Origin of the sequence: Microbacterium elymi (assembly GCF_021582895.2) — a bacterium.
Taxonomy (GTDB): Bacteria; Actinomycetota; Actinomycetes; order Actinomycetales; family Microbacteriaceae; genus Microbacterium; species Microbacterium humicola.
This window is the reverse complement of sequence record NZ_CP091139.2, coordinates 219372-235831: the sequence shown is the minus strand read 5'-3', so window position 1 is coordinate 235831 and position 16460 is coordinate 219372. Positions and strand designations below refer to the sequence as shown.

The window sequence follows — 16460 nt, the reverse complement described above, 5'->3', positions numbered from 1 at the left end:
ATTCGGGTCGGCTCACTCTAGCGCTTCGATGAGCGCGCGATGGAACCGCTCTCCGGCCTCCAGCGACGCGATCTCGACCCGCTCGTCCACACCGTGGATGCTCGCCCGCTGCGCGGCCGACATCCGCAGCGGGGCGAACCGGTACACGGCGGGGGAGAAGCGGTGGAAGTGGCGCGAGTCGCTGGCCTGCATCATGATGTACGGCACCGCGTCCGCACCCGGATAGGACGCGCGCAGCGCGCCGGCCAGGGCCGCGAACTGCGCATTGTCGACGGCCGACTCCGGGGACGGCTCGTCACCCTCGATCACGGTCACCTCGACCTTCGGATCGGCGATGCGCCGCCGCACGCGGGCCACGGTCGCCTCGACCGTCTCGCCGATCGCGATCCGCAGATTGACCGTGGCGGACGCCTGGGACGGCAGCACGTTCGCCGCGGTGCCGCCGGCCGCCATGGTGGCGGCCACGGTCGTCCGCACGAATGCCGCGGTCTCGCCCCCCATCCGGGCGAACACCCGGGCGGCCAGCCAGGGTGCCGCGGCCAGCAGCCGGTACAACGGCCGCCCGGCGCCCCGGGCACGGCGTGCGAACACGCCGAGCATGCGCGTGATCGCCGTCGGGGCGTGCGACCGGAACGTGCCGGCATCCAGCCGTTGCACGGCCCGGCCGATGCGTCGCACCGCGGTCATCGGCGGCGGGGCCGAGGCGTGTCCTCCCTCGCCCCGGGCGGACAGACGCAGGGTCAGCACGCCCTTCTCGGCGACGCCGATCATGGCGGCGTCGCCGGTGACGAACGGCAGCGGGGCGTCGACGACGGCGCCGCCCTCGTCCAGCACGAGCCAGGGCAGTTCGCCGGCGGTGTGGAAGGATGCCGCGATCTCGCGGGCGGCGGCGCCGAACGTCTCCTCGTTCCCGCCGAAGGACAGGCACACGTCACGGGCCGGGCGGAAGCCGGCGGCCAGCAGATTCTCGACCGCCTCCAGGATGACCAGCAGCGGACCCTTGTCATCGAGCGTGCCCCGGCCATAGACCCACCCGCCCTCGACGTGGCCCTCGAACGGCGGATGCGTCCACGGGTCCGACTCGTCCACCGGCACGACGTCGTAGTGCGCCATCAGCACCAGCGGACCGTCGGCGGCGGAGCGACGACCCCGCCAGCGGAAGAGGAGGCCGAGCTCGGTGTGCCGGCTCAGCTCGAGATGCGCGTGCACGAGCGGGTACAGCTCGCCGATGAGGGCGACGAACGCGTCGAAGGGCGCCATGCCGCGCTGTTCGAGCTCGGCCGAGACCGTGGGCAGCTGGATCATGCGGGACAGGCGCTCGGCCATCCCCGGGCGCGGGGTGAGCCGAGCGGCGGCGGGCGGGACTGCGGCGGGCGGATTCATCGTGCGGTGAACCTCGCCTCGACGGCCGCGGAGACGACGATGTCCTCGGCCTGGAAGTCCAGACTCGGCGGTGCGGCGTCTGCCGAGAATGATGCGCGGGCCGCGCGCAGCGGGGCCGGGGCGCTGCGGCCGAGCAGTCCGACGTCCGCGATCTGGACGGGAACCACCTCGGTCAGGCCGAGAGCCTGAGCGTACGCGGTCGCCCGTTCGACGGCGACGCGCACGGCCTGCGCGGCCACCTCTCGTTCCAGCGCCGCCTCGGTGTCACGGGTGAGTCGCCAGTCGATGTCGCCGACGTGCACGCCGTCCTGCTCGGCCACCTGGCTGACCCACCAGCTCAGTGCGGTGAAGTCGGTGAACGTCGCGCTGATCTGCACGGCGGCATGATGCACGACCGCCAGCTGTCTGCCCTCGGGGTTCCAGGGGCGCTCAGCCCAGACCGCGACGCGCTGACTGGACCAGTCCGACAGGCCACCGGCATCCTTCCGCGCGGCGAGCCCGTCGCGGATCGGCGCGGACAGTGCGGCGATCCGCTCGACGACGGCGCCGCGTTCGGCTCCCTCGGCACGCACGGCGATGTGGGCGACGGCTTCTTCCGGTGCGTGCAGCACTTCGTGCTCGCCGCGGACGGTGATGCTGACCTCGGTCATGCACGAAGCCTACGGGAGGCGGCCGGGGCGCGGGTGCGACGGGAATGTCGGATGTCGCTGTCACGTTGTATGCTGAGACGCTCGGATGCCGCGGCATCCGGTCTTGGAAACTCCACAGTGTGACAGCGGCCGCTCCTTGCGAGCACCAGCTCATTGCGAGCACACGGGGATGATCGGTTTCGACATCGCCTGTGAATCCACGAGAAGCGGGCCGAGGATGCAGGGTTATCTCGTGAACGCTCCCTGCAAAACCAATAAGTGCCAACTCTAAGCGCACTGACTTCGCCCTCGCTGCGTAAGCGAGCCCGATAGTCCGTCAGACCGTGGTCGATCCCGACACGGACCCTGGCGTCATCTAGGGATCTTGCCGCACGACGGCGTCTGGACGTCGTGCGGGACTCTTTCCAGGCTGGGCTCGTCGACTTAGGTGTCTGTGACAAAGGTCGGAGCCGAGCAGAACGCCTGCACAGACTGCGCCCGGAGAAGGCGTGGAGACTCAGCGATGGACGGGGGTTCGATTCCCCCCATCTCCACGATGCCGCTGTCATACGGAGGAAGCCCCTCGACCCCATGGAGACATCGGGATCGAGGGGCTTCGCGTTGTCGCCTCAGCTCTCGGCCCAGAGCGCGCTGATCGGGATCGACCGCCCCAGGATGTTCGCCGCCGCACGGTGGCCCGAGCACAGGGCGGCCGTCACCGTCGCGGGGTCGTCGCCCCAGGTCGCCTCGCCGGCCAGGTGCAGCACCCCGGCGATCGGCGTCGCCAGATCGTCGTGGTCGGCCAACCGGGAGCCGACCGGCATGTAGGCGTACGCGCCGCGCGCGAACGGGTCGTCCTGCCAGGACGTGACGTGCGCATGCGTCGGCTGCGGTACGCGGTCGCCGTACAGCCGGCGCAGCTGGGCGAGCACCGAGGCGACCACCCGATCCTCGGTCCAGCCGCGCGTCTGGACCGCCGCCGGACCCGCCGCGAACGTCAGCAGCGAGGGCGTGCCATCGACGGCGGTCAGGTCGTACCAGGAGTGCCACCAGGCGCCCTGGGCTCCCTGCTGGCGGATGGCGTAGACATCCTTGTCCCAGAAGGCCGTCGGGAACCGCAGGACCACCTTCTCGAACGCGTTCATCTCCAGGCGTCCCAGCGCACTGCCGACCGGGTCCGGCAGCGGCGGGTCGATGACCAGGTCTCCCGAGTGCAGCACGCCGACCGGCACCGCCACGACGGCGTCGTCGGCGGTGAACGATCCTCGCCCGGTGGTGACCGTCACGCCGTCGACGGACCAGTCCAGGTGGGTCACGATGTGCTCGAGGCGGATGTCGAGGCCCGCCGCCAGCCGTGCGGGCAGGCGGTCGTAGCCGTCCGGGAAGATCACCTCGTCGCCGTTCGGGACGTCGTCGTCCAGGCCGTGCGCGGCGAGGTCTTCGATCCAGGCCCCGTACTGCTCCTCGGTGCGGTGCTGGAGATACTCCCGCACGCGCTGCGCACGTTCCTGATCCCATGGCTGGCGGGCCAGCGCCACCTCGGTCACGTCGCGGTACGAGTCGGCGTCATCCGAGGCGGCCACGGCGTGCGCGAGCGCAGCATCCACCGCCCGGATGTCGTCGGCGAAGCGCCGCGCCTCGGCGTCGCCGAGTCGCTGCCCGTCGGGGAGTAGTACGCGATCGGGCGGCTGTCGGGCTGATAGCTGCCGACGGTGAACTCCAGCATCCTCATCCCGAACGCCCGTGCAGCCTCCGTCACCGGGCTGTCGGTGGTGCCGTGGATCCACGAGGCGCCGAGGTCCGTCACCAGCCCGTCGGTGCGGTCGGTCCACACGCGGCCTCCGATACGCGCGCGGGCTTCGAGCACCACGACCCGACGGCCCGCACCGGACAGCAGGCGGGCGGCGGTGAGTCCGGCCACGCCCGCGCCGATCACGATGGTGTCGAAGCGATCCATGCGGGGCCTCCTGGTCAGCCGGCCGGTGGCCACTGGATCAGCAGCAGGCCCTGGCGCGTATCGGCCAGCGTGATCTGGCCGTCGTCGAGGCGGTAGGTCATGCCGTAGCCGTCGTCGTCGGGGTTCATCACCATGTCGCCGGTCGCCGTGAGGTACACCGCGCCGTTCTCCTCGAACTCCTTCCACCCTGAACCGAGGAGCTCCTCCTTCACCGCACGGGCCCGATCGGCGTCCAACGGCGCCCAGCCGAAGACCTGCACCTGGTCGCTGGCGATCTTCGCGTTGCCCCACGTGCACTGGATCCCGTCCGGCAGCTCGATGTTGCCGACGTAGAACGGGTCTTCACGCGACGTCCATCCCGCCTCGGTGAAGGCGTCGACGGTGTCGGCCGGGATGATGCCTGCGCACGTCGGTGGGCCGGCCGGGGTGGCAGACGGACCCGGCGCGCCGGTGGCGGAGGGATCCTGTGTCTGGCTTCCCCCGCTGACCACCGGGCCGGTCGGTGTGGGCGCGGGGGCGGGGGAGCCGGCACATCCGGCGAGTGCGAGGGTCGCGGCCAGAAGGACGACCCCCAGCATCCTGCCGCGGTCGAGAGGGCTCAACGTCCGTCCGCCCCACGCAGGCGTCAGGTAGGCCTCGTGGAGGATGCCGTTGGTCGCCAGCGCGGATCGGCTGTCGATGGCATCCGCCCCGTCGATGTCGGTGAAGCGGCCGCCGGCCTCGCGCACGATCGGGACGTGGGCGGCGATGTCGTACTCCTTGACGTCGAACTCGGCCACCATCTCGAGCCGGCCCTCGGCCAGCAGCATGTACGGCCACGCGTCGCCGTAGCCGCGGTCGCGCCACACGGCGCGGGAGAGCCGCAGCAGATCGTCGGTCCGACCCGCGTCGTCCCACTGGGCGATGCTCTGGAAGCTCACACTCGACTGGTCCAGCCGGGCCACCGACGAGACCCCGAGCCGGCAGGGCTTGTCGTCGGCGCCGTTGGTCCAGGCGCCGAGCCCGGTGGCGGCCCACCACCGGCGGCGTATCGCCGGCTGACTGACCACGCCCACGTGTGGAACTCCGTCGATGGCCAGTGCGATCAGGGTCGCCCACATGGGGATGCCCTTGAGATAGTTCGCCGTGCCGTCGATCGGGTCGACGATCCACTGCCGGGCCGTGCTGCCGGCGGTCCCGAACTCCTCGCCGAGGATGCCGTCGTCGGGACGCTCGGCGTCCAGGATGTCGCGGATGACCCGTTCGGTGGCCAGATCCGCCTCGGTGACGTGACTGTGGTCGGCCTTCAGTCGCACATCCAGATCGGCGGCATCGAACCGGTCCATGGACGCCGCATCCGCGGCATCGGCCAATCGGATCGCGAGCGCGAGATCCGCCTCGATGTCGCCGTCATGGGACGCCGCGGCGTCGGCAGGATCGGACGGTTCGGGCCAGGGAATGGTCACCCGCCCAGGATAGCCGGAGGGGCTGTCTCGATTTCGTACCGTGTCGATTCGGATGCTATCGTTGACCCTCGGTTCGCTGTTGCAGCGAGCTGAGCGCCTCTAGCTCAACGGCAGAGCAATTGACTCTTAATCAATGGGTTCTCGGTTCGAATCCGAGGGGGCGCACCCCAAGTCCGGCGGCGACCGGAGATTTCCCTGGTGCCGGTCCGGTGAACGCCGGTCGACCTCCCGCGATCAGCAGCACGGCGACGGTTGCCAGCGCCACCAGCCACAGCAGCACCGACGCAAGCCTGCCCGGTTCCAGAGCCGAACGATCGCAGACGCATGTCGACAGGGTAGCCCCCGCCTGCGTGGCGACCGACGGAGTGTCCGCGGGCGTCGGGCATCCGGCATCAGCGTCGCGACGGGCGTCGAGGCCGCCCACATCGTCGTGCTCGTCGGAACGCGCCGTTCGGGTCAGCTCATTCGCTGGACGCGCCGGGTAGCCGCACACCGGCCGGGACGAGGAATCTCCTCCCGGTGATCGACCTCACCATCAGCCTGATCACGAGCGCCTTCTCGCCCGGGAACCACGAGAGCGCGTCGGGCGGGGTGGGCGGCTGGCCCGCGGCGTCGGTCGCGCTCACTTCGGCGGTCGCGTGGACGATGACGCTCCAGCGCACCCGCAACGCGCCGCCGTCCACCTCCATGGCGACCCGGGGATGAGCGGCGATCGAGCGGACCTTGCCGTCATCGGCCGACCGGATGAGGATGACTCCGCGGTCGGTCCGGAAGTTCACCGGATAGATCTCAGGATCGCCGTCCGCATCGACGAATGCCAGACGCGCCAGGGATGCCTGCCCCAACAGCCGCCAGCATTCGTCCGACGGCAGCTCCTCGATGCGTACGGCGGCGCCCGATCCGGAAGCGCCCCGCGAGACCTCTTCACCTTCAGCCATCGGGACTCCCTATGGGATTCATGTTCCTCTGATCGTCCGCTGCCCGCAAGAACAGCGGTCACCAGGGCATCAGCCGGTCGGGCCCGCGTTCGCTGTCGTTCGGACGCTCCGGAAGCTCCTCGCCGCCGGCTCGGATGCAGAGCCAGCGCAAGCTCGCCTGGGCTCTCGGGCAGGCAGCGCCAGGTGCGCCACACGCCCTGGCCCACCCGCACGACGCTCCCCGGGCCGACATCGACGATATCGTCGTCCAGGCCCATCTGCCCCTGCCCGGCGAGGAACACGTACAGCTCCTCGATCCGGCTGTGTCGATGCCAGTAGCCGGCCTCTTCACCCGGCTCGTACGCGTTGGCGGTCATTCCGATGTACTGCATCGCCAGCCCGCCGTCCACGACGCGTCGCCCGTCGCGCGACGTAGCCGGCGCAAAGCCGCCATAGAACTCGCGCCACTTCTCCAGCGCGCCGATTTCGAGGACGTCGTAGTCGGTCATCTCGCGACAGTATCGGGCGCGGCGACGGTCTGGGCTCAGCCGGCGTCGCCGATGAGGACCGCGGCGCCCTCCTCCTGCGCATCGGCCGGGTGCGAGTCGATGCCCGTGAGCACCTTGTGGCCGAGGGCGATGGTGACGGTGGCGATCAGCACGGATGCTGCCGCGAACAGATACGGCACGGTCGCGTTGAACTGATGCCACAGGAGGGCGGCGATCGGCGGGGCGATGGCGCCGCCGATGAAGCGCACCGCGGAGTAGGCGGAGGATGCCACGGCCCGCGGATGGTCGGTCGCCTCCATCACGGCTTCGGTGAGGACCGTGTTCATGATGCCCAGCAGCAGACCGCCCACGATGATGCAGATCACCAGCGCGGTGGGATCGGCCACGAGGAGTCCGGCGACCACGAGGTCGGCGGCCAGCAGCGGCAGGATCGTCAGCATCACGGCGCTGCGGCCCAAGCGGTCCAGCAGGATCGGGGCGATCCAGACGCTGGTGAGGGCCAGCGCCACGCCCCAGCCGAAGAACGTGAGGCCGATGCCCATCGCCGAGAAGCCGAGCGGGAACGGCGAGAAGGCGAGGAGGACGAAGAAGCCGATGTTGTAGAACAGGGCCGCGATGGCCAGGATCGCCAGCGCCGGCGTGCGCAGAGCGCGGAACGGCGCCGACAGCGGCATCGGCGCGCGCTTCTCGGACGTGCCGGAGCGCACGAGGAGCATCACGGCGATGAACGCGACGGCCATGAGCACGACCACGCCGAAGAACGGTCCGCGCCAGCTCACCTCGCCGAGCAGGCCGCCCAGGAGCGGGCCGATGGCGATGCCGATGCCGAGTGCGGCCTCGTAGAGGATGATCGCGGCTTCGCTGCCACCGCTGGCGGCGCCGACGATGGTCGCCAGGGCGGTGGAGATGAACAGCGCGTTGCCGAGCCCCCACCCGGCGCGGAATCCGATGATCGCATCCACGCTGCCGCTGAGCGCGCAGAACAGGGCGAACACCACGATCAGCCCGAGCCCGGCCAGGAGGGTCGCCTTGGCGCCGATGCGGCTGGAGATCCAGCTCGTGATCAGCATGGCGGCGCCGGTCACCAGCAGGTAGCTCGTGAACAGCAGCTCGGTCTGGACCGCGTCGGCCTTCAGCGACTCGGCGATCGCCGGGAGGATCGGGTCGACGAGGCCGATGCCCATGAAGGCCACCACACATGCGAACGCGACCGCCCATACTTGGGCCGGCTGACGCCAGACGGATCCGGTAGCGGGTTTCGCACTCATTCGGCAGCTCCTTGCAGGGTGGTGTGGGATGTGAGGATGCGGGCGGCCCGCGACAGGGTGGCCCACTCGTCGTCGCCGAGATCGGCGAACAGCGGCATCAGGGCGTCACGCAGCTCGAGCCGCCAGTCGGCCAGCGCCGTCCGCCCCTGCGCGGTGACGCTGATCACGGTGGCGCGCGAATCGGACGGATCGCCGTCGCGGCGCACCAGCCCTTCCTTCTCCATCGCACCGACGAGCTTGGTCATCCCGGGCTGGGTGGTTCGTGACGCGGTGGCCAGGGCGCCCAGGCGCAGGGGACCGTCGGTGCTCAGCACGCTGAGTGCCCGCCACTTCGCGGCCGGCGAATCGTTCTTGGTCTGCAGGGCTGCAAGCCGGGTCAGGGTGTGCGCGGCCGTGACGATCTCTGCGATGTCGTGGGAGCGGGGCATTCCCAAAGTATATACCCCAGATATATATCGCGCGAATCGAACCGGGGTCCAGGTTGACAGCGGGATGCTGCGTCCCTAGCATTCCTACTACCTGAATCGGGTTTCATAAATGCACCTTCAACGGCGAAAGGCAGTCACATGCGAATCAAGAAGACGAGGCTGCTCCTCGGAGCGATCACGGCAACGGCGGTGGTCGTACTCGCCGCCTGTGCGCCGTCCGTCTCGGACGAGGGCAACGCCAAGGGCAGCGCGCCCAGCGCCATCAGCGTGGGCGTGATCACGAGCGAGACCGGGGCGCTGGCCGGCTACGGCAGCCAGTACCTGGACGCCTTCAAGGCGGGCCTGGACTATGCCACCGACGGCACCGGCGCCGTCGACGGGATGAAGCTGGACATCGACTACCGCGACGACGCGGGCGACCCCGACACCGCCGTCACGGCGGCCAAGGACCTCATCGGCAAGGGCACGAAGATCCTGATGGGCAGCGCGTCCTCGGGGGTGGCTCTGGCGGTGGCCGAGCAGGCCGCGCAGAACAAGGTCCTGTTCATCTCGGGGCCGGCCGCCGCCGATGCGATCACCGGCGTGAACGCGTACACGTTCCGCTCCGGTCGGCAGAGCGCGCAGGACGTCGCCACCGCGGGCACGTTCCTGGACGACATCTCGGGCAAGAAGATCACCGTGTTCGCGCAGAACAGCGCGTTCGGCCAGGGCAACGAAGCGGCCGTGAAGGCGATCCTCGGCGCGAAGGGCGCCACCGTGAACTCGGTGCTCGTGCCCGAGGACGCGACGGAGTTCACCCCGTTCGCCCAGCAGATCCTGCAGTCCAAGCCCGATCTCGTGTTCGTGGCGTGGGCGGGAGCGACCAGTGGGGCGATGTGGCAGGCGCTGTCGCAGCAGGGCGTGCTCGAATCCATCCCGGTGGTCACCGGCCTCGGCGACTCGCCGACGTTCGGCGCCTACGGCGAAGCCAGCGAGAAGATCAACTTCCTCAGCTACTACTTCCCGGGCGCGAACGACAACGACGTGAACAAGACGATGATCGAGATGATCACCAAGGCCGGCGGCACCCCGGATCTTTTCAGCCCGGACGGCTTCAACGCGGCCATCATGCTCGTCCACGCCGTCAAGGAGGGCAAGGGCGACGTGGATGCCATGGTCAAGGCGCTGGAGGGCTTCAGCTTCGACGGCCCCAAGGGCAAGACGACGGTGCGCGCCTCGGACCACGCGCTGCGCAGGAGATGTACCAGGCCAAGCTGGTCGCGAAGGACGGCTCGTTCGCACCGGAGCTGGCGGCCGCCGTCCCGGCCGACGAGGTCACCCCCGCCGAGGCGAAGAAGTAGCATGACCGCTCCCAACCCGCCCGCCCTGCGGATCTCGGGCCTCGGCCTGCAGATTGGCGGAGCGACCATCCTGAAGGACGTCGACCTGGCGGTCGACTCCGGGGCGCTGGTCGGCGTCATCGGCCCGAACGGCGCCGGGAAGACGACGCTGTTCAACGCGGTCTCCGGTGTCGTGCGCCCCACCGCGGGCCGCATCGAGATGGACGGCACCGACGTCACCCGGATGTCGGTCGCCCAGCGCGCGCGGGCGGGATTGGGGCGGACCTTCCAGACATCCAGTCTGTTCCCGCGGCTCACGGTGCTCGAGAACGTGCGGCTGGCGGCCCAAGCCGCCGCCGGCGGCAGCTACTCGCTGATCCGCTTCCCGCGGCGCTCGGATGCCGCCACCGGCCTGGCGTGGGACACGCTGCGTGCAGTGGGTCTGGACCACAAGGCGCAGTCGCCGGCCGGAGACATCTCGCACGGCGACAAGCGCAAGCTCGAGATCGCCGTGCTGCTGGCCGTCCGTCCGCGTACCGTGCTGCTGGACGAGCCGATGGCCGGGGTTGCCTCCGGCGACGTGCCGGGCCTGGTCGACAGCATCCGCACCTTCCACCGCCAGACCGGCTTGCACGCTGCTGATGGTCGAGCACCACATCGACGTGCTGATGGGCCTGGTGGAGAAGGTCGCGGTGCTGTACTTCGGCGAGGTCATCGCGTTCGACACCCCGCAGCGCATCATGGCCGACCCGCTCGTGCAGAGCGCCTACCTCGGAAGTGCGGCATGACCGCCGACGTCATCCTCCGGGTGCGTGGCCTGCGGGCCTCGATCGCCGGGCAGCAGGTGGTCGAGGATGTCACGTTCGACGTGCCCGCGCACGGCATCACCGCCCTGCTCGGGCGCAACGGCGTGGGCAAGACCTCGACGCTGCGGGCGATCATGGGGCTCATCCAGCGCCACGGCGAGGTGCGCCTGGCGGGAGAGCGCATCGACGGTCTGCTCACCCACCGCATCGCCGGACGAGGGGTCGGCTACGTGCCGGAAGACCGCGAGGTGTTCGCCGGGCTCACCGTCGCCGAGAACCTCGCTCTGGCCGAGCGGGGACGCCACCCGCGGCGAGATCTGGTCGCTGCGCTGTTCCCCGACCTGGTCGCGCGGCGCGCCCAGCGGGCCGGCACGCTCTCGGGCGGCCAGCAGCAGATGGTCTCGGTCGCCCGTGCACTGCTGAACGAGAACCGCATCCTGCTCGTCGACGAGCCGACCAAGGGTCTGGCCCCCAAGATCGTCGCCGAGGTCGCCGAGGCCCTCGAAGAGGCGGCCAAGACCGTGCCCATCCTGCTGGTCGAGCAGAACCTCGAGGTCGTGCGCCGTCTGGCCGGCGATGCCGTGGTCATCGCCGGCGGCCGTGTGGTGCACACCGGGCCGGCCGCCGCCATCCTGGACGACCCGGGAATGACGCGCCGCCTGCTGGGCGTGCACGTGGACGGCATTCCCCTGGACGGGGCCGACGCATGAGCAGCATCATCCTGGCCCTGATCACGGGCGTGGGCCTGGGCGCCCTGTACTTCCTCGTCTCGTCCGGACTGAGCCTGATCTACGGTCTCATGCACGTGCTGAACTTCGCGCACGGCGTGTTCCTCTCGTTCAGCGCCTTCATCGGATGGGAGGTCGCCCGTCGCCTCGACGCCGGCTCGTGGGGCGGGTTCCTCCTCTCGCTGCTGGTGGGCGCGCTCGTCGGCGCCGCCTTCGCCGCGCTCACCGAACTCGTCCTCATCCGGCCGCTGTACGAACGGCACATCGAGCAGGTGCTGGTCACGGTCGGGCTCTCGTTCGCCGCGATCGCCCTGTTCGACGGCATCTGGGGGACCGACGCCATCTACATCAGCGGGCCGAGCTGGCTCAGCCGCACCACTGCGGTGCTGGGCGCGAAGATCCCGAACGTGTACTGGGTGCTGATCGTGACCGCCGTCGTCGTGCTCGCCGCGCTGGTGCTGTTCCTGCGCCGGACCCGGCACGGCATCATCATCCGGGCCGGCGTGGAGAACCGCGCGATGGTCACCGCCCTGGGCATCGATGTGCGGCGCTCGTTCACGCTCGTGTTCGCCATCGGGGGAGCGGCCGCCGGGATCGGCGGCATCCTGGCCGCGCATTGGGCCGGCTATGTCTCATCCGGGCTGGGTCAGACGCTGCTCATCTTCGCGTTCATCGTCACGATCATCGGCGGCCTCGGATCGCTGCCCGGCGCTGCCATCGCGTCGGTGCTCGTCGCCGTGCTCGAGCAGTTCGCCAACTTCTACCTCGCGGGCACCGGCGACTTCATCGTCGTGGTCCTCCTGGCCGTCGTGCTCCTGGTGCGGCCGCGCGGACTGATGGGGAGGGCGGCATGACCCCGGCACCCCGTTCCATGCGCCCGCTCCGCGCGCTCTGGCCGGTGCTCGTGGGTGTCGTGGTGGTCGTCGTCCTGGCGATCCTGCCGCTGCTGAACCTCAGCATCCCCGGCGTGCTTCCCGGCCCCACCTACACGCCCGGCACCCTCGCGCTGCTGTCGCTGTGCATGGTGTACGCCGCGCTCGCGCTCTCGTACAACATGCTGCTGGGCACGAGTGGGCTCCTCTCCTTCGGCCACGCCCTCTACTTCGGCGTCGGCGCATACGGGCTGGGCCTCGCCCTGGAGTATGCGCAGGTGCCGCTGTGGCCGGGGATCCTCATCGCCGTCCTCGGGGGGCTGGTGATCGCAGTGGTGACCGGAGCGATCAGCCTGCGGGTCACCGGCATCCCGTTCGCGATGGTCACCCTCGCCTTCGCCCAGGCCGTGTCGCTGCTCGTGCGCCGCAACGCGCAGATCACCGGCGGCGAGGAGGGCCTGAACCTGCCCACCGCGCACGTGCCGGATTCCTTGGTCGGGGTCGTCCACACGCGCAATCTGTACTGGGTCGTGCTCGGCATGGTGGTGATCGTCTACCTCATCGCCCTGTGGATCGACCGCTCCCGACTGGGGCATCTGGCCGAGGCGACGCGCGAGAACGAGCTGCGGGTGCGGGTGCTGGGCCTGAGCCCCTACCTCGCCAAGCTCATCGTCTTCGCCGCCGCCGCGGTGGGCGCCTCGCTGGCTGGCGTGGCGTACATGCTGCTGCAGACCGGCACCCAGCCGCAGGCCGTCTCGGCCGACCTCACGATCACGATCCTGGTGATGGTCGTGCTCGGCGGAGTCGGCTTCCGCTGGGGCGCGGTCGTCGGCGGTGTCGTGTACACGCTGCTCGACCAGCGCCTGACGGTCCTGGCCCGGTCCGAGGCGATCGGGTCGCTGCCGGATGTGCCTGCGGGTGCCGCTGTCCGAGCCGCTGTTCCTGCTGGGCGTACTGTTCATCATCGTGGTCATGTTCCTGCCCGGAGGGATCGCCGGCACCCTCGACGGCATGGTGCGCCGTCGTGCCCGCCGTCGGGCCGCGGCCGTCACGCGCGACGGGGCGCCGGAGCCGTCCCTCGATGAGCAGGTGCCGTCGTGACCGCGATGGACGGGATGCTCGAGCCCGCCGACGAGCCGCACACGATCGGCCGGTGGCTGGACGACCGCGCCGACGCGACGCCGGCGGCGATCGCGATCGATGACCGCGGCGTGACGATCACGTACGGGCGACTGCAGCAGCGCGTGGCGGCACTGGCCGAGCGGCTGCGGGATGCCGGGTATCGCCCGGGCGATCGCATCGCGACGGTCTCGGGCAACTCGATCGACCACGTCGTCGCGTTCTTCGCGTGCGCGCAGACCGGCATCGCGTTCATTCCGCTGTCGTGGCGCCTCACCGCCGGCGAACTGGCCCCCGTGCTGGATCGGGCGGCGCCCCACCTGCTGCTGATCGAAGAGGACTACGCGGGACTGGCCGCAGACGCACGCGACCGGATGCGGCGACCCGCGCCGGTCGCGATGCTCGGGGTTACCGGGGTCGAGACCCGCACGCCCGCGCGACTGCCGCGGTTCGGCCCGCCCGCCGCACGCCTGCACGTGCGCGACGACGACGTCGCGGTCGTGATCTTCACCTCCGGCAGCGAGGGCATGCCCAAGGGGGTGATGCTCACCCACGCGAACTGCTTCTGGAACAACCTGGCGCTGTCGGGAGTGCTGCAGCTGACGGCGCAGGACGTGGTCCTCGGGATGCTGCCGCAATTCCATGTCGCCGCCTGGAACGTGCAGCCGCTGCTGGCCTGGTGGACCGGCGCCACCGTCGTGCTGGAGCGCTCATTCCAGCCCGATCGGGTGCTGCACCTGATCGAGGACCGCCGGATCACGGCCCTGATGGGCGTGCCCACCCAGTACCGGCTGCTCGCCGACGACCCGCGGTTCGCCTCCAGTGACTTGTCGAGCCTGCGGATCGCGCAGGTCGGCGGCGCGATGATGGCCCCCGACCTGTTCGACGCCTGGGCCGGACGCGGCGTCGAGCTGCTGCAGGGGTACGGATTGACCGAGGCCGCGCCCAACGTGCTCACCGTCGCGCCCGGCGGGGGCGGCGTGGGCACCGTGGGACGGCCCTATCCGCACGTGGACGTGCAAGCTGCGAGACGTGGAGAGCGGGCTCGTCCTGGACGGCGAGGCGACGGGAGAGCTGTGGGTGCACGGCCCGAGCGTGTTCGCCGGCTACCTCGGTGATCAGGCGGCCACATCCCGGGCGCTGCGGGCCGGGTGGCTGCGCAGCGGCGACCTGGTGCGTCGCGATGCCGACGGCGCCTATCGCGTGATCGACCGCCTGAAGGACATCTACATCTCCGGCGGCGAGAACATCGCACCCGCCGAGGTGGAGCGCGCGCTGTGCACGCATCCGCTCGTGGCCGCCGCGTCGGTCGTGGGCGTGCCCGACCGGGTGTGGGGTGAGCGCGGCGTGGCCTTCGTCGAACTGGTCGACGGCGCGCAGTGCGCGCCCGATGAGCTGTTCGCCCATGCCCGCGCGCGGCTGGCCGCCTTCAAGGTGCCGGTCCGGATCGAGATCGTCGAGACGCTGCCGCGCTCGGCGATCGACAAGCTCGCCCGGTCGCGGCTGCGCGAACGCGCGCTCGACCTGGTGGCGGAGGGAGCCCCATGACCATGAACGACGAGCAGGTCCTGCCGGTGGAGAACGTCTCGCCGGCCACCGGCCGACCGCTGACCAAGCGCGGCGAGGCCACCCGCCGCCGGCTGCTGGAGGCCGCGGAGGAGGTGTTCGCCGCGCAGGGGTACCACGAGGCATCCATCGTCAAGATCACCGAGCGCGCCGGTATCGGCCTCGGGACCTTCTACCTCTACTTCGACAGCAAGAAGAAGATCTTCGAGGACCTGGTGGTCGACCTGAACCAGCGTGTGCGCCACTCGATGGCACAGGCCATGGCGGATGCCGGGAGCCGCCTGGACGCGGAGCGGGCCGGCTTCGCCGGGTTCTTCCGCTTCACCGCCGCCCACCCGGCCCTCTACCGGATCGTGCGGGAGGCCGAGTTCGTCTCACCCGAGATGCTGCGGCTGCACTACACCCGCATCGTCGAAGGGTACGAGCAGGGCCTGCGTCGTGCGCAGGAGGTGGGCGACATCGATCCCGCCCTGGACCCGGGCGTCAGCGCCTGGGCGCTGATGGGCATGGGCGAGCTGATCGGCATGCGCTTCCTGCTGTGGGAGCGCGACGCCGACGGACACGGACCGGATCAGCTGCCGGACGACGTCTTCGAGGACATGATGCGATTCATCCACAACGCGCTCGCACCCCGCAGCGCCCGGACAGAAGGGGACACGCCATGACCCAGCACGATCTGAAGGATCGGCGCGCGATCGTCACCGGCGGCGCCGGCGGCATCGGCCTGGCCTGCGCGCGGGAACTGGCCGCGCGGGGCGCCCACGTCGTGGTCGCCGACCTCGATGCCGAAGCGGCGCAGGCCGCGGCATCCGAGATCGGCGGCGAGGCCTGGGCCGTCGACCTGTCCGACACGCGCGCGCTGGACGAGATCTCGCTGGACGCCGACATCCTCGTGAACAACGCGGGCATCCAGCGGGTGGCGCCGATCGCCGACTTCGACCCCGACACCTTCCGGCTGATCCAGCGGCTCATGCTCGAGTCGCCGTTCCTGCTGATCCGCGCGGTGCTGCCGGGCATGTACGCGCGCGGCTGGGGGCGCATCGTCAACATCTCCAGCGCGCACGGACTGCGCGCCAGCCCGTTCAAGGTCGCCTACGTCACCGCCAAGCACGGTCTGGAGGGGCTGTCGAAGGTCACCGCGCTGGAGGGCGCCGAGCACGGCGTGACCAGCAACTGCGTGAACCCGTCGTACGTGCGCACCGCACTGGTGCAGAAGCAGATCTCCGACCAGGCGCGCACCCACGGCATCCCGGAATCCGAGGTGGTGGAGAAGATCATGCTCACCGAGACGGCCGTCAAACGGCTGGTCGAGCCGGAAGAGGTCGCATCCCTGGTCGGCTGGCTGGTCGGGGACACCGCCGGCATGGTCACCGGCGCCTCGTACACCATCGACGGCGGATGGACCGCCCGGTGAGCGTCCGCACCCGCACCACGATCGACGTTCCCGTCGACGGGGGATGCCTGCGCGTCGGCATCTGGGAGGCCGACGCCCCGGACGCGCCCACCGCTCTGCT

General features: G+C 70.4%; 15 protein-coding genes, 1 tRNA gene, 1 other RNA gene and 3 pseudogenes. 11 read left to right on the top strand and 9 right to left on the bottom strand.

Features of this window, described 5'->3' with window-relative positions; translation table 11 throughout:
- Positions 1-12: 12 nt before the first annotated feature.
- On the bottom strand, positions 13-1383 hold the full coding sequence (locus L2X98_RS01275) for a M20/M25/M40 family metallo-hydrolase (protein ID WP_259612083.1): 1371 nt from the start codon (positions 1381-1383) through the stop codon (positions 13-15).
- On the bottom strand, positions 1380-2033 hold the full coding sequence (locus tag L2X98_RS01270; RefSeq protein ID WP_259612082.1) for an SIMPL domain-containing protein: 654 nt from the start codon (positions 2031-2033) through the stop codon (positions 1380-1382). Before L2X98_RS01270 ends, L2X98_RS01275 begins: the two co-directional genes overlap by 4 nt.
- Positions 2034-2198: 165 nt before the next feature.
- On the opposite strand from L2X98_RS01270, the gene ssrA reads away from it, so the two are divergent.
- Positions 2199-2569: a transfer-messenger RNA gene (ssrA, locus tag L2X98_RS01265) on the top strand.
- 72 nt (positions 2570-2641) lie between these two features.
- On the opposite strand, the gene L2X98_RS01260 is transcribed toward ssrA, so the two are convergent.
- The 3 genes and pseudogenes from L2X98_RS01260 to L2X98_RS01255 form a co-directional block, all read right to left on the bottom strand.
- Complete coding sequence (locus L2X98_RS01260; RefSeq protein ID WP_354002866.1) at positions 2642-3619, bottom strand: flavin monoamine oxidase family protein; 978 nt, start codon at positions 3617-3619, stop codon at positions 2642-2644.
- A complete protein-coding gene (locus tag L2X98_RS19665; protein ID WP_354002865.1) occupies positions 3556-3969 on the bottom strand; it encodes an FAD-dependent oxidoreductase in 414 nt (137 codons plus the stop codon). The genes L2X98_RS01260 and L2X98_RS19665 overlap by 64 nt, the downstream gene beginning before the upstream one ends.
- Positions 3970-4595: 626 nt before the next feature.
- Positions 4596-5351 (bottom strand): annotated as a pseudogene (locus tag L2X98_RS01255) (inositol monophosphatase family protein); the annotation flags it as partial.
- Positions 5352-5507: 156 nt separating this feature from the next.
- Between L2X98_RS01255 and L2X98_RS01250 the strand changes: the two are divergent.
- A tRNA-Lys gene (locus tag L2X98_RS01250) sits at positions 5508-5579 on the top strand.
- Between the two features lie 296 nt (positions 5580-5875).
- On the opposite strand, the gene L2X98_RS01245 is transcribed toward L2X98_RS01250, so the two are convergent.
- Genes L2X98_RS01245 through L2X98_RS01230 form a run of 4 tightly spaced genes read right to left on the bottom strand, consistent with a single transcriptional unit; the run spans position 5876 to position 8536 of the window.
- Positions 5876-6259 (bottom strand): pyridoxamine 5'-phosphate oxidase family protein, encoded by a 384-nt coding sequence (locus L2X98_RS01245; protein WP_259612081.1) that lies wholly within the window; start codon positions 6257-6259, stop codon positions 5876-5878.
- Positions 6190-6840 carry a cupin domain-containing protein gene (locus L2X98_RS01240; RefSeq protein ID WP_259612080.1) on the bottom strand — a complete coding sequence of 217 codons (651 nt, stop codon included), beginning with the start codon at positions 6838-6840 and terminating at the stop codon, positions 6190-6192. The genes L2X98_RS01245 and L2X98_RS01240 overlap by 70 nt, the downstream gene beginning before the upstream one ends.
- A 35-nt stretch (positions 6841-6875) precedes the next feature.
- Positions 6876-8108, bottom strand: coding sequence for an MFS transporter (locus L2X98_RS01235; RefSeq protein WP_259612079.1), 1233 nt, complete (start codon positions 8106-8108; stop codon positions 6876-6878).
- Positions 8105-8536, bottom strand: coding sequence for a MarR family winged helix-turn-helix transcriptional regulator (locus L2X98_RS01230; RefSeq protein ID WP_259612078.1), 432 nt, complete (start codon positions 8534-8536; stop codon positions 8105-8107). The genes L2X98_RS01235 and L2X98_RS01230 overlap by 4 nt, the downstream gene beginning before the upstream one ends.
- Positions 8537-8674: 138 nt before the next feature.
- On the opposite strand from L2X98_RS01230, the pseudogene L2X98_RS01225 reads away from it, so the two are divergent.
- The 9 genes and pseudogenes from L2X98_RS01225 to L2X98_RS01185 all read left to right on the top strand — a co-directional run bounded on the left by L2X98_RS01225 (position 8675) and on the right by L2X98_RS01185 (position 16360).
- Positions 8675-9876 (top strand): annotated as a pseudogene (locus L2X98_RS01225) (substrate-binding domain-containing protein).
- 1 nt (position 9877) lies between these two features.
- Positions 9878-10643 (top strand): annotated as a pseudogene (locus L2X98_RS01220) (ABC transporter ATP-binding protein).
- The gene (locus L2X98_RS01215) at positions 10640-11371 is read left to right on the top strand and encodes an ABC transporter ATP-binding protein (protein ID WP_259613409.1); all 732 of its coding nucleotides are present in this window, start codon (positions 10640-10642) and stop codon (positions 11369-11371) included. Before L2X98_RS01220 ends, L2X98_RS01215 begins: the two are co-directional and overlap by 4 nt.
- On the top strand, positions 11368-12243 hold the full coding sequence (locus L2X98_RS01210; protein ID WP_259612077.1) for a branched-chain amino acid ABC transporter permease: 876 nt from the start codon (positions 11368-11370) through the stop codon (positions 12241-12243). Before L2X98_RS01215 ends, L2X98_RS01210 begins: the two co-directional genes overlap by 4 nt.
- Complete coding sequence (locus tag L2X98_RS01205; RefSeq protein ID WP_435526234.1) at positions 12240-13346, top strand: branched-chain amino acid ABC transporter permease; 1107 nt, start codon at positions 12240-12242, stop codon at positions 13344-13346. The genes L2X98_RS01210 and L2X98_RS01205 overlap by 4 nt, the downstream gene beginning before the upstream one ends.
- Before the next feature lie 21 nt (positions 13347-13367).
- Positions 13368-14498 carry a class I adenylate-forming enzyme family protein gene (locus L2X98_RS01200; RefSeq protein WP_259613408.1) on the top strand — a complete coding sequence of 377 codons (1131 nt, stop codon included), beginning with the start codon at positions 13368-13370 and terminating at the stop codon, positions 14496-14498.
- Positions 14461-14928 carry a class I adenylate-forming enzyme family protein gene (locus L2X98_RS01195; protein ID WP_354002864.1) on the top strand — a complete coding sequence of 156 codons (468 nt, stop codon included), beginning with the start codon at positions 14461-14463 and terminating at the stop codon, positions 14926-14928. Before L2X98_RS01200 ends, L2X98_RS01195 begins: the two co-directional genes overlap by 38 nt.
- Positions 14925-15611, top strand: a complete 687-nt coding sequence (locus L2X98_RS01190) for a TetR/AcrR family transcriptional regulator (protein ID WP_259612075.1) — start codon at positions 14925-14927, stop codon at positions 15609-15611. The genes L2X98_RS01195 and L2X98_RS01190 overlap by 4 nt, the downstream gene beginning before the upstream one ends.
- On the top strand, positions 15608-16360 hold the full coding sequence (locus L2X98_RS01185) for a 3-hydroxybutyrate dehydrogenase (RefSeq protein ID WP_259612074.1): 753 nt from the start codon (positions 15608-15610) through the stop codon (positions 16358-16360). Before L2X98_RS01190 ends, L2X98_RS01185 begins: the two co-directional genes overlap by 4 nt.
- Positions 16361-16460 lie beyond the last annotated feature (100 nt).

Bases quoted from the DNA above. Each gene is read 5' to 3' on its own strand.
- L2X98_RS01185 (WP_259612074.1), top strand. From the start codon at position 15,608: ATGACCCAGCACGATCTGAAGGATCGGCGCGCGATCGTCACCGGCGGC.
- L2X98_RS01200 (WP_259613408.1), top strand. From the start codon at position 13,368: ATGGACGGGATGCTCGAGCCCGCCGACGAGCCGCACACGATCGGCCGG.
- L2X98_RS01210 (WP_259612077.1), top strand. From the start codon at position 11,368: ATGAGCAGCATCATCCTGGCCCTGATCACGGGCGTGGGCCTGGGCGCC.
- L2X98_RS01190 (WP_259612075.1), top strand. From the start codon at position 14,925: ATGACCATGAACGACGAGCAGGTCCTGCCGGTGGAGAACGTCTCGCCG.
- L2X98_RS01240 (WP_259612080.1), bottom strand. From the start codon at position 6,840: ATGACCGACTACGACGTCCTCGAAATCGGCGCGCTGGAGAAGTGGCGC.
- L2X98_RS01215 (WP_259613409.1), top strand. From the start codon at position 10,640: ATGACCGCCGACGTCATCCTCCGGGTGCGTGGCCTGCGGGCCTCGATC.
- L2X98_RS01270 (WP_259612082.1), bottom strand. From the start codon at position 2,033: ATGACCGAGGTCAGCATCACCGTCCGCGGCGAGCACGAAGTGCTGCAC.
- L2X98_RS19665 (WP_354002865.1), bottom strand. From the start codon at position 3,969: ATGGATCGCTTCGACACCATCGTGATCGGCGCGGGCGTGGCCGGACTC.
- L2X98_RS01205 (WP_435526234.1), top strand. From the start codon at position 12,240: ATGACCCCGGCACCCCGTTCCATGCGCCCGCTCCGCGCGCTCTGGCCG.
- L2X98_RS01230 (WP_259612078.1), bottom strand. From the start codon at position 8,536: ATGCCCCGCTCCCACGACATCGCAGAGATCGTCACGGCCGCGCACACC.
- L2X98_RS01235 (WP_259612079.1), bottom strand. From the start codon at position 8,108: ATGAGTGCGAAACCCGCTACCGGATCCGTCTGGCGTCAGCCGGCCCAA.
- L2X98_RS01275 (WP_259612083.1), bottom strand. From the start codon at position 1,383: ATGAATCCGCCCGCCGCAGTCCCGCCCGCCGCCGCTCGGCTCACCCCG.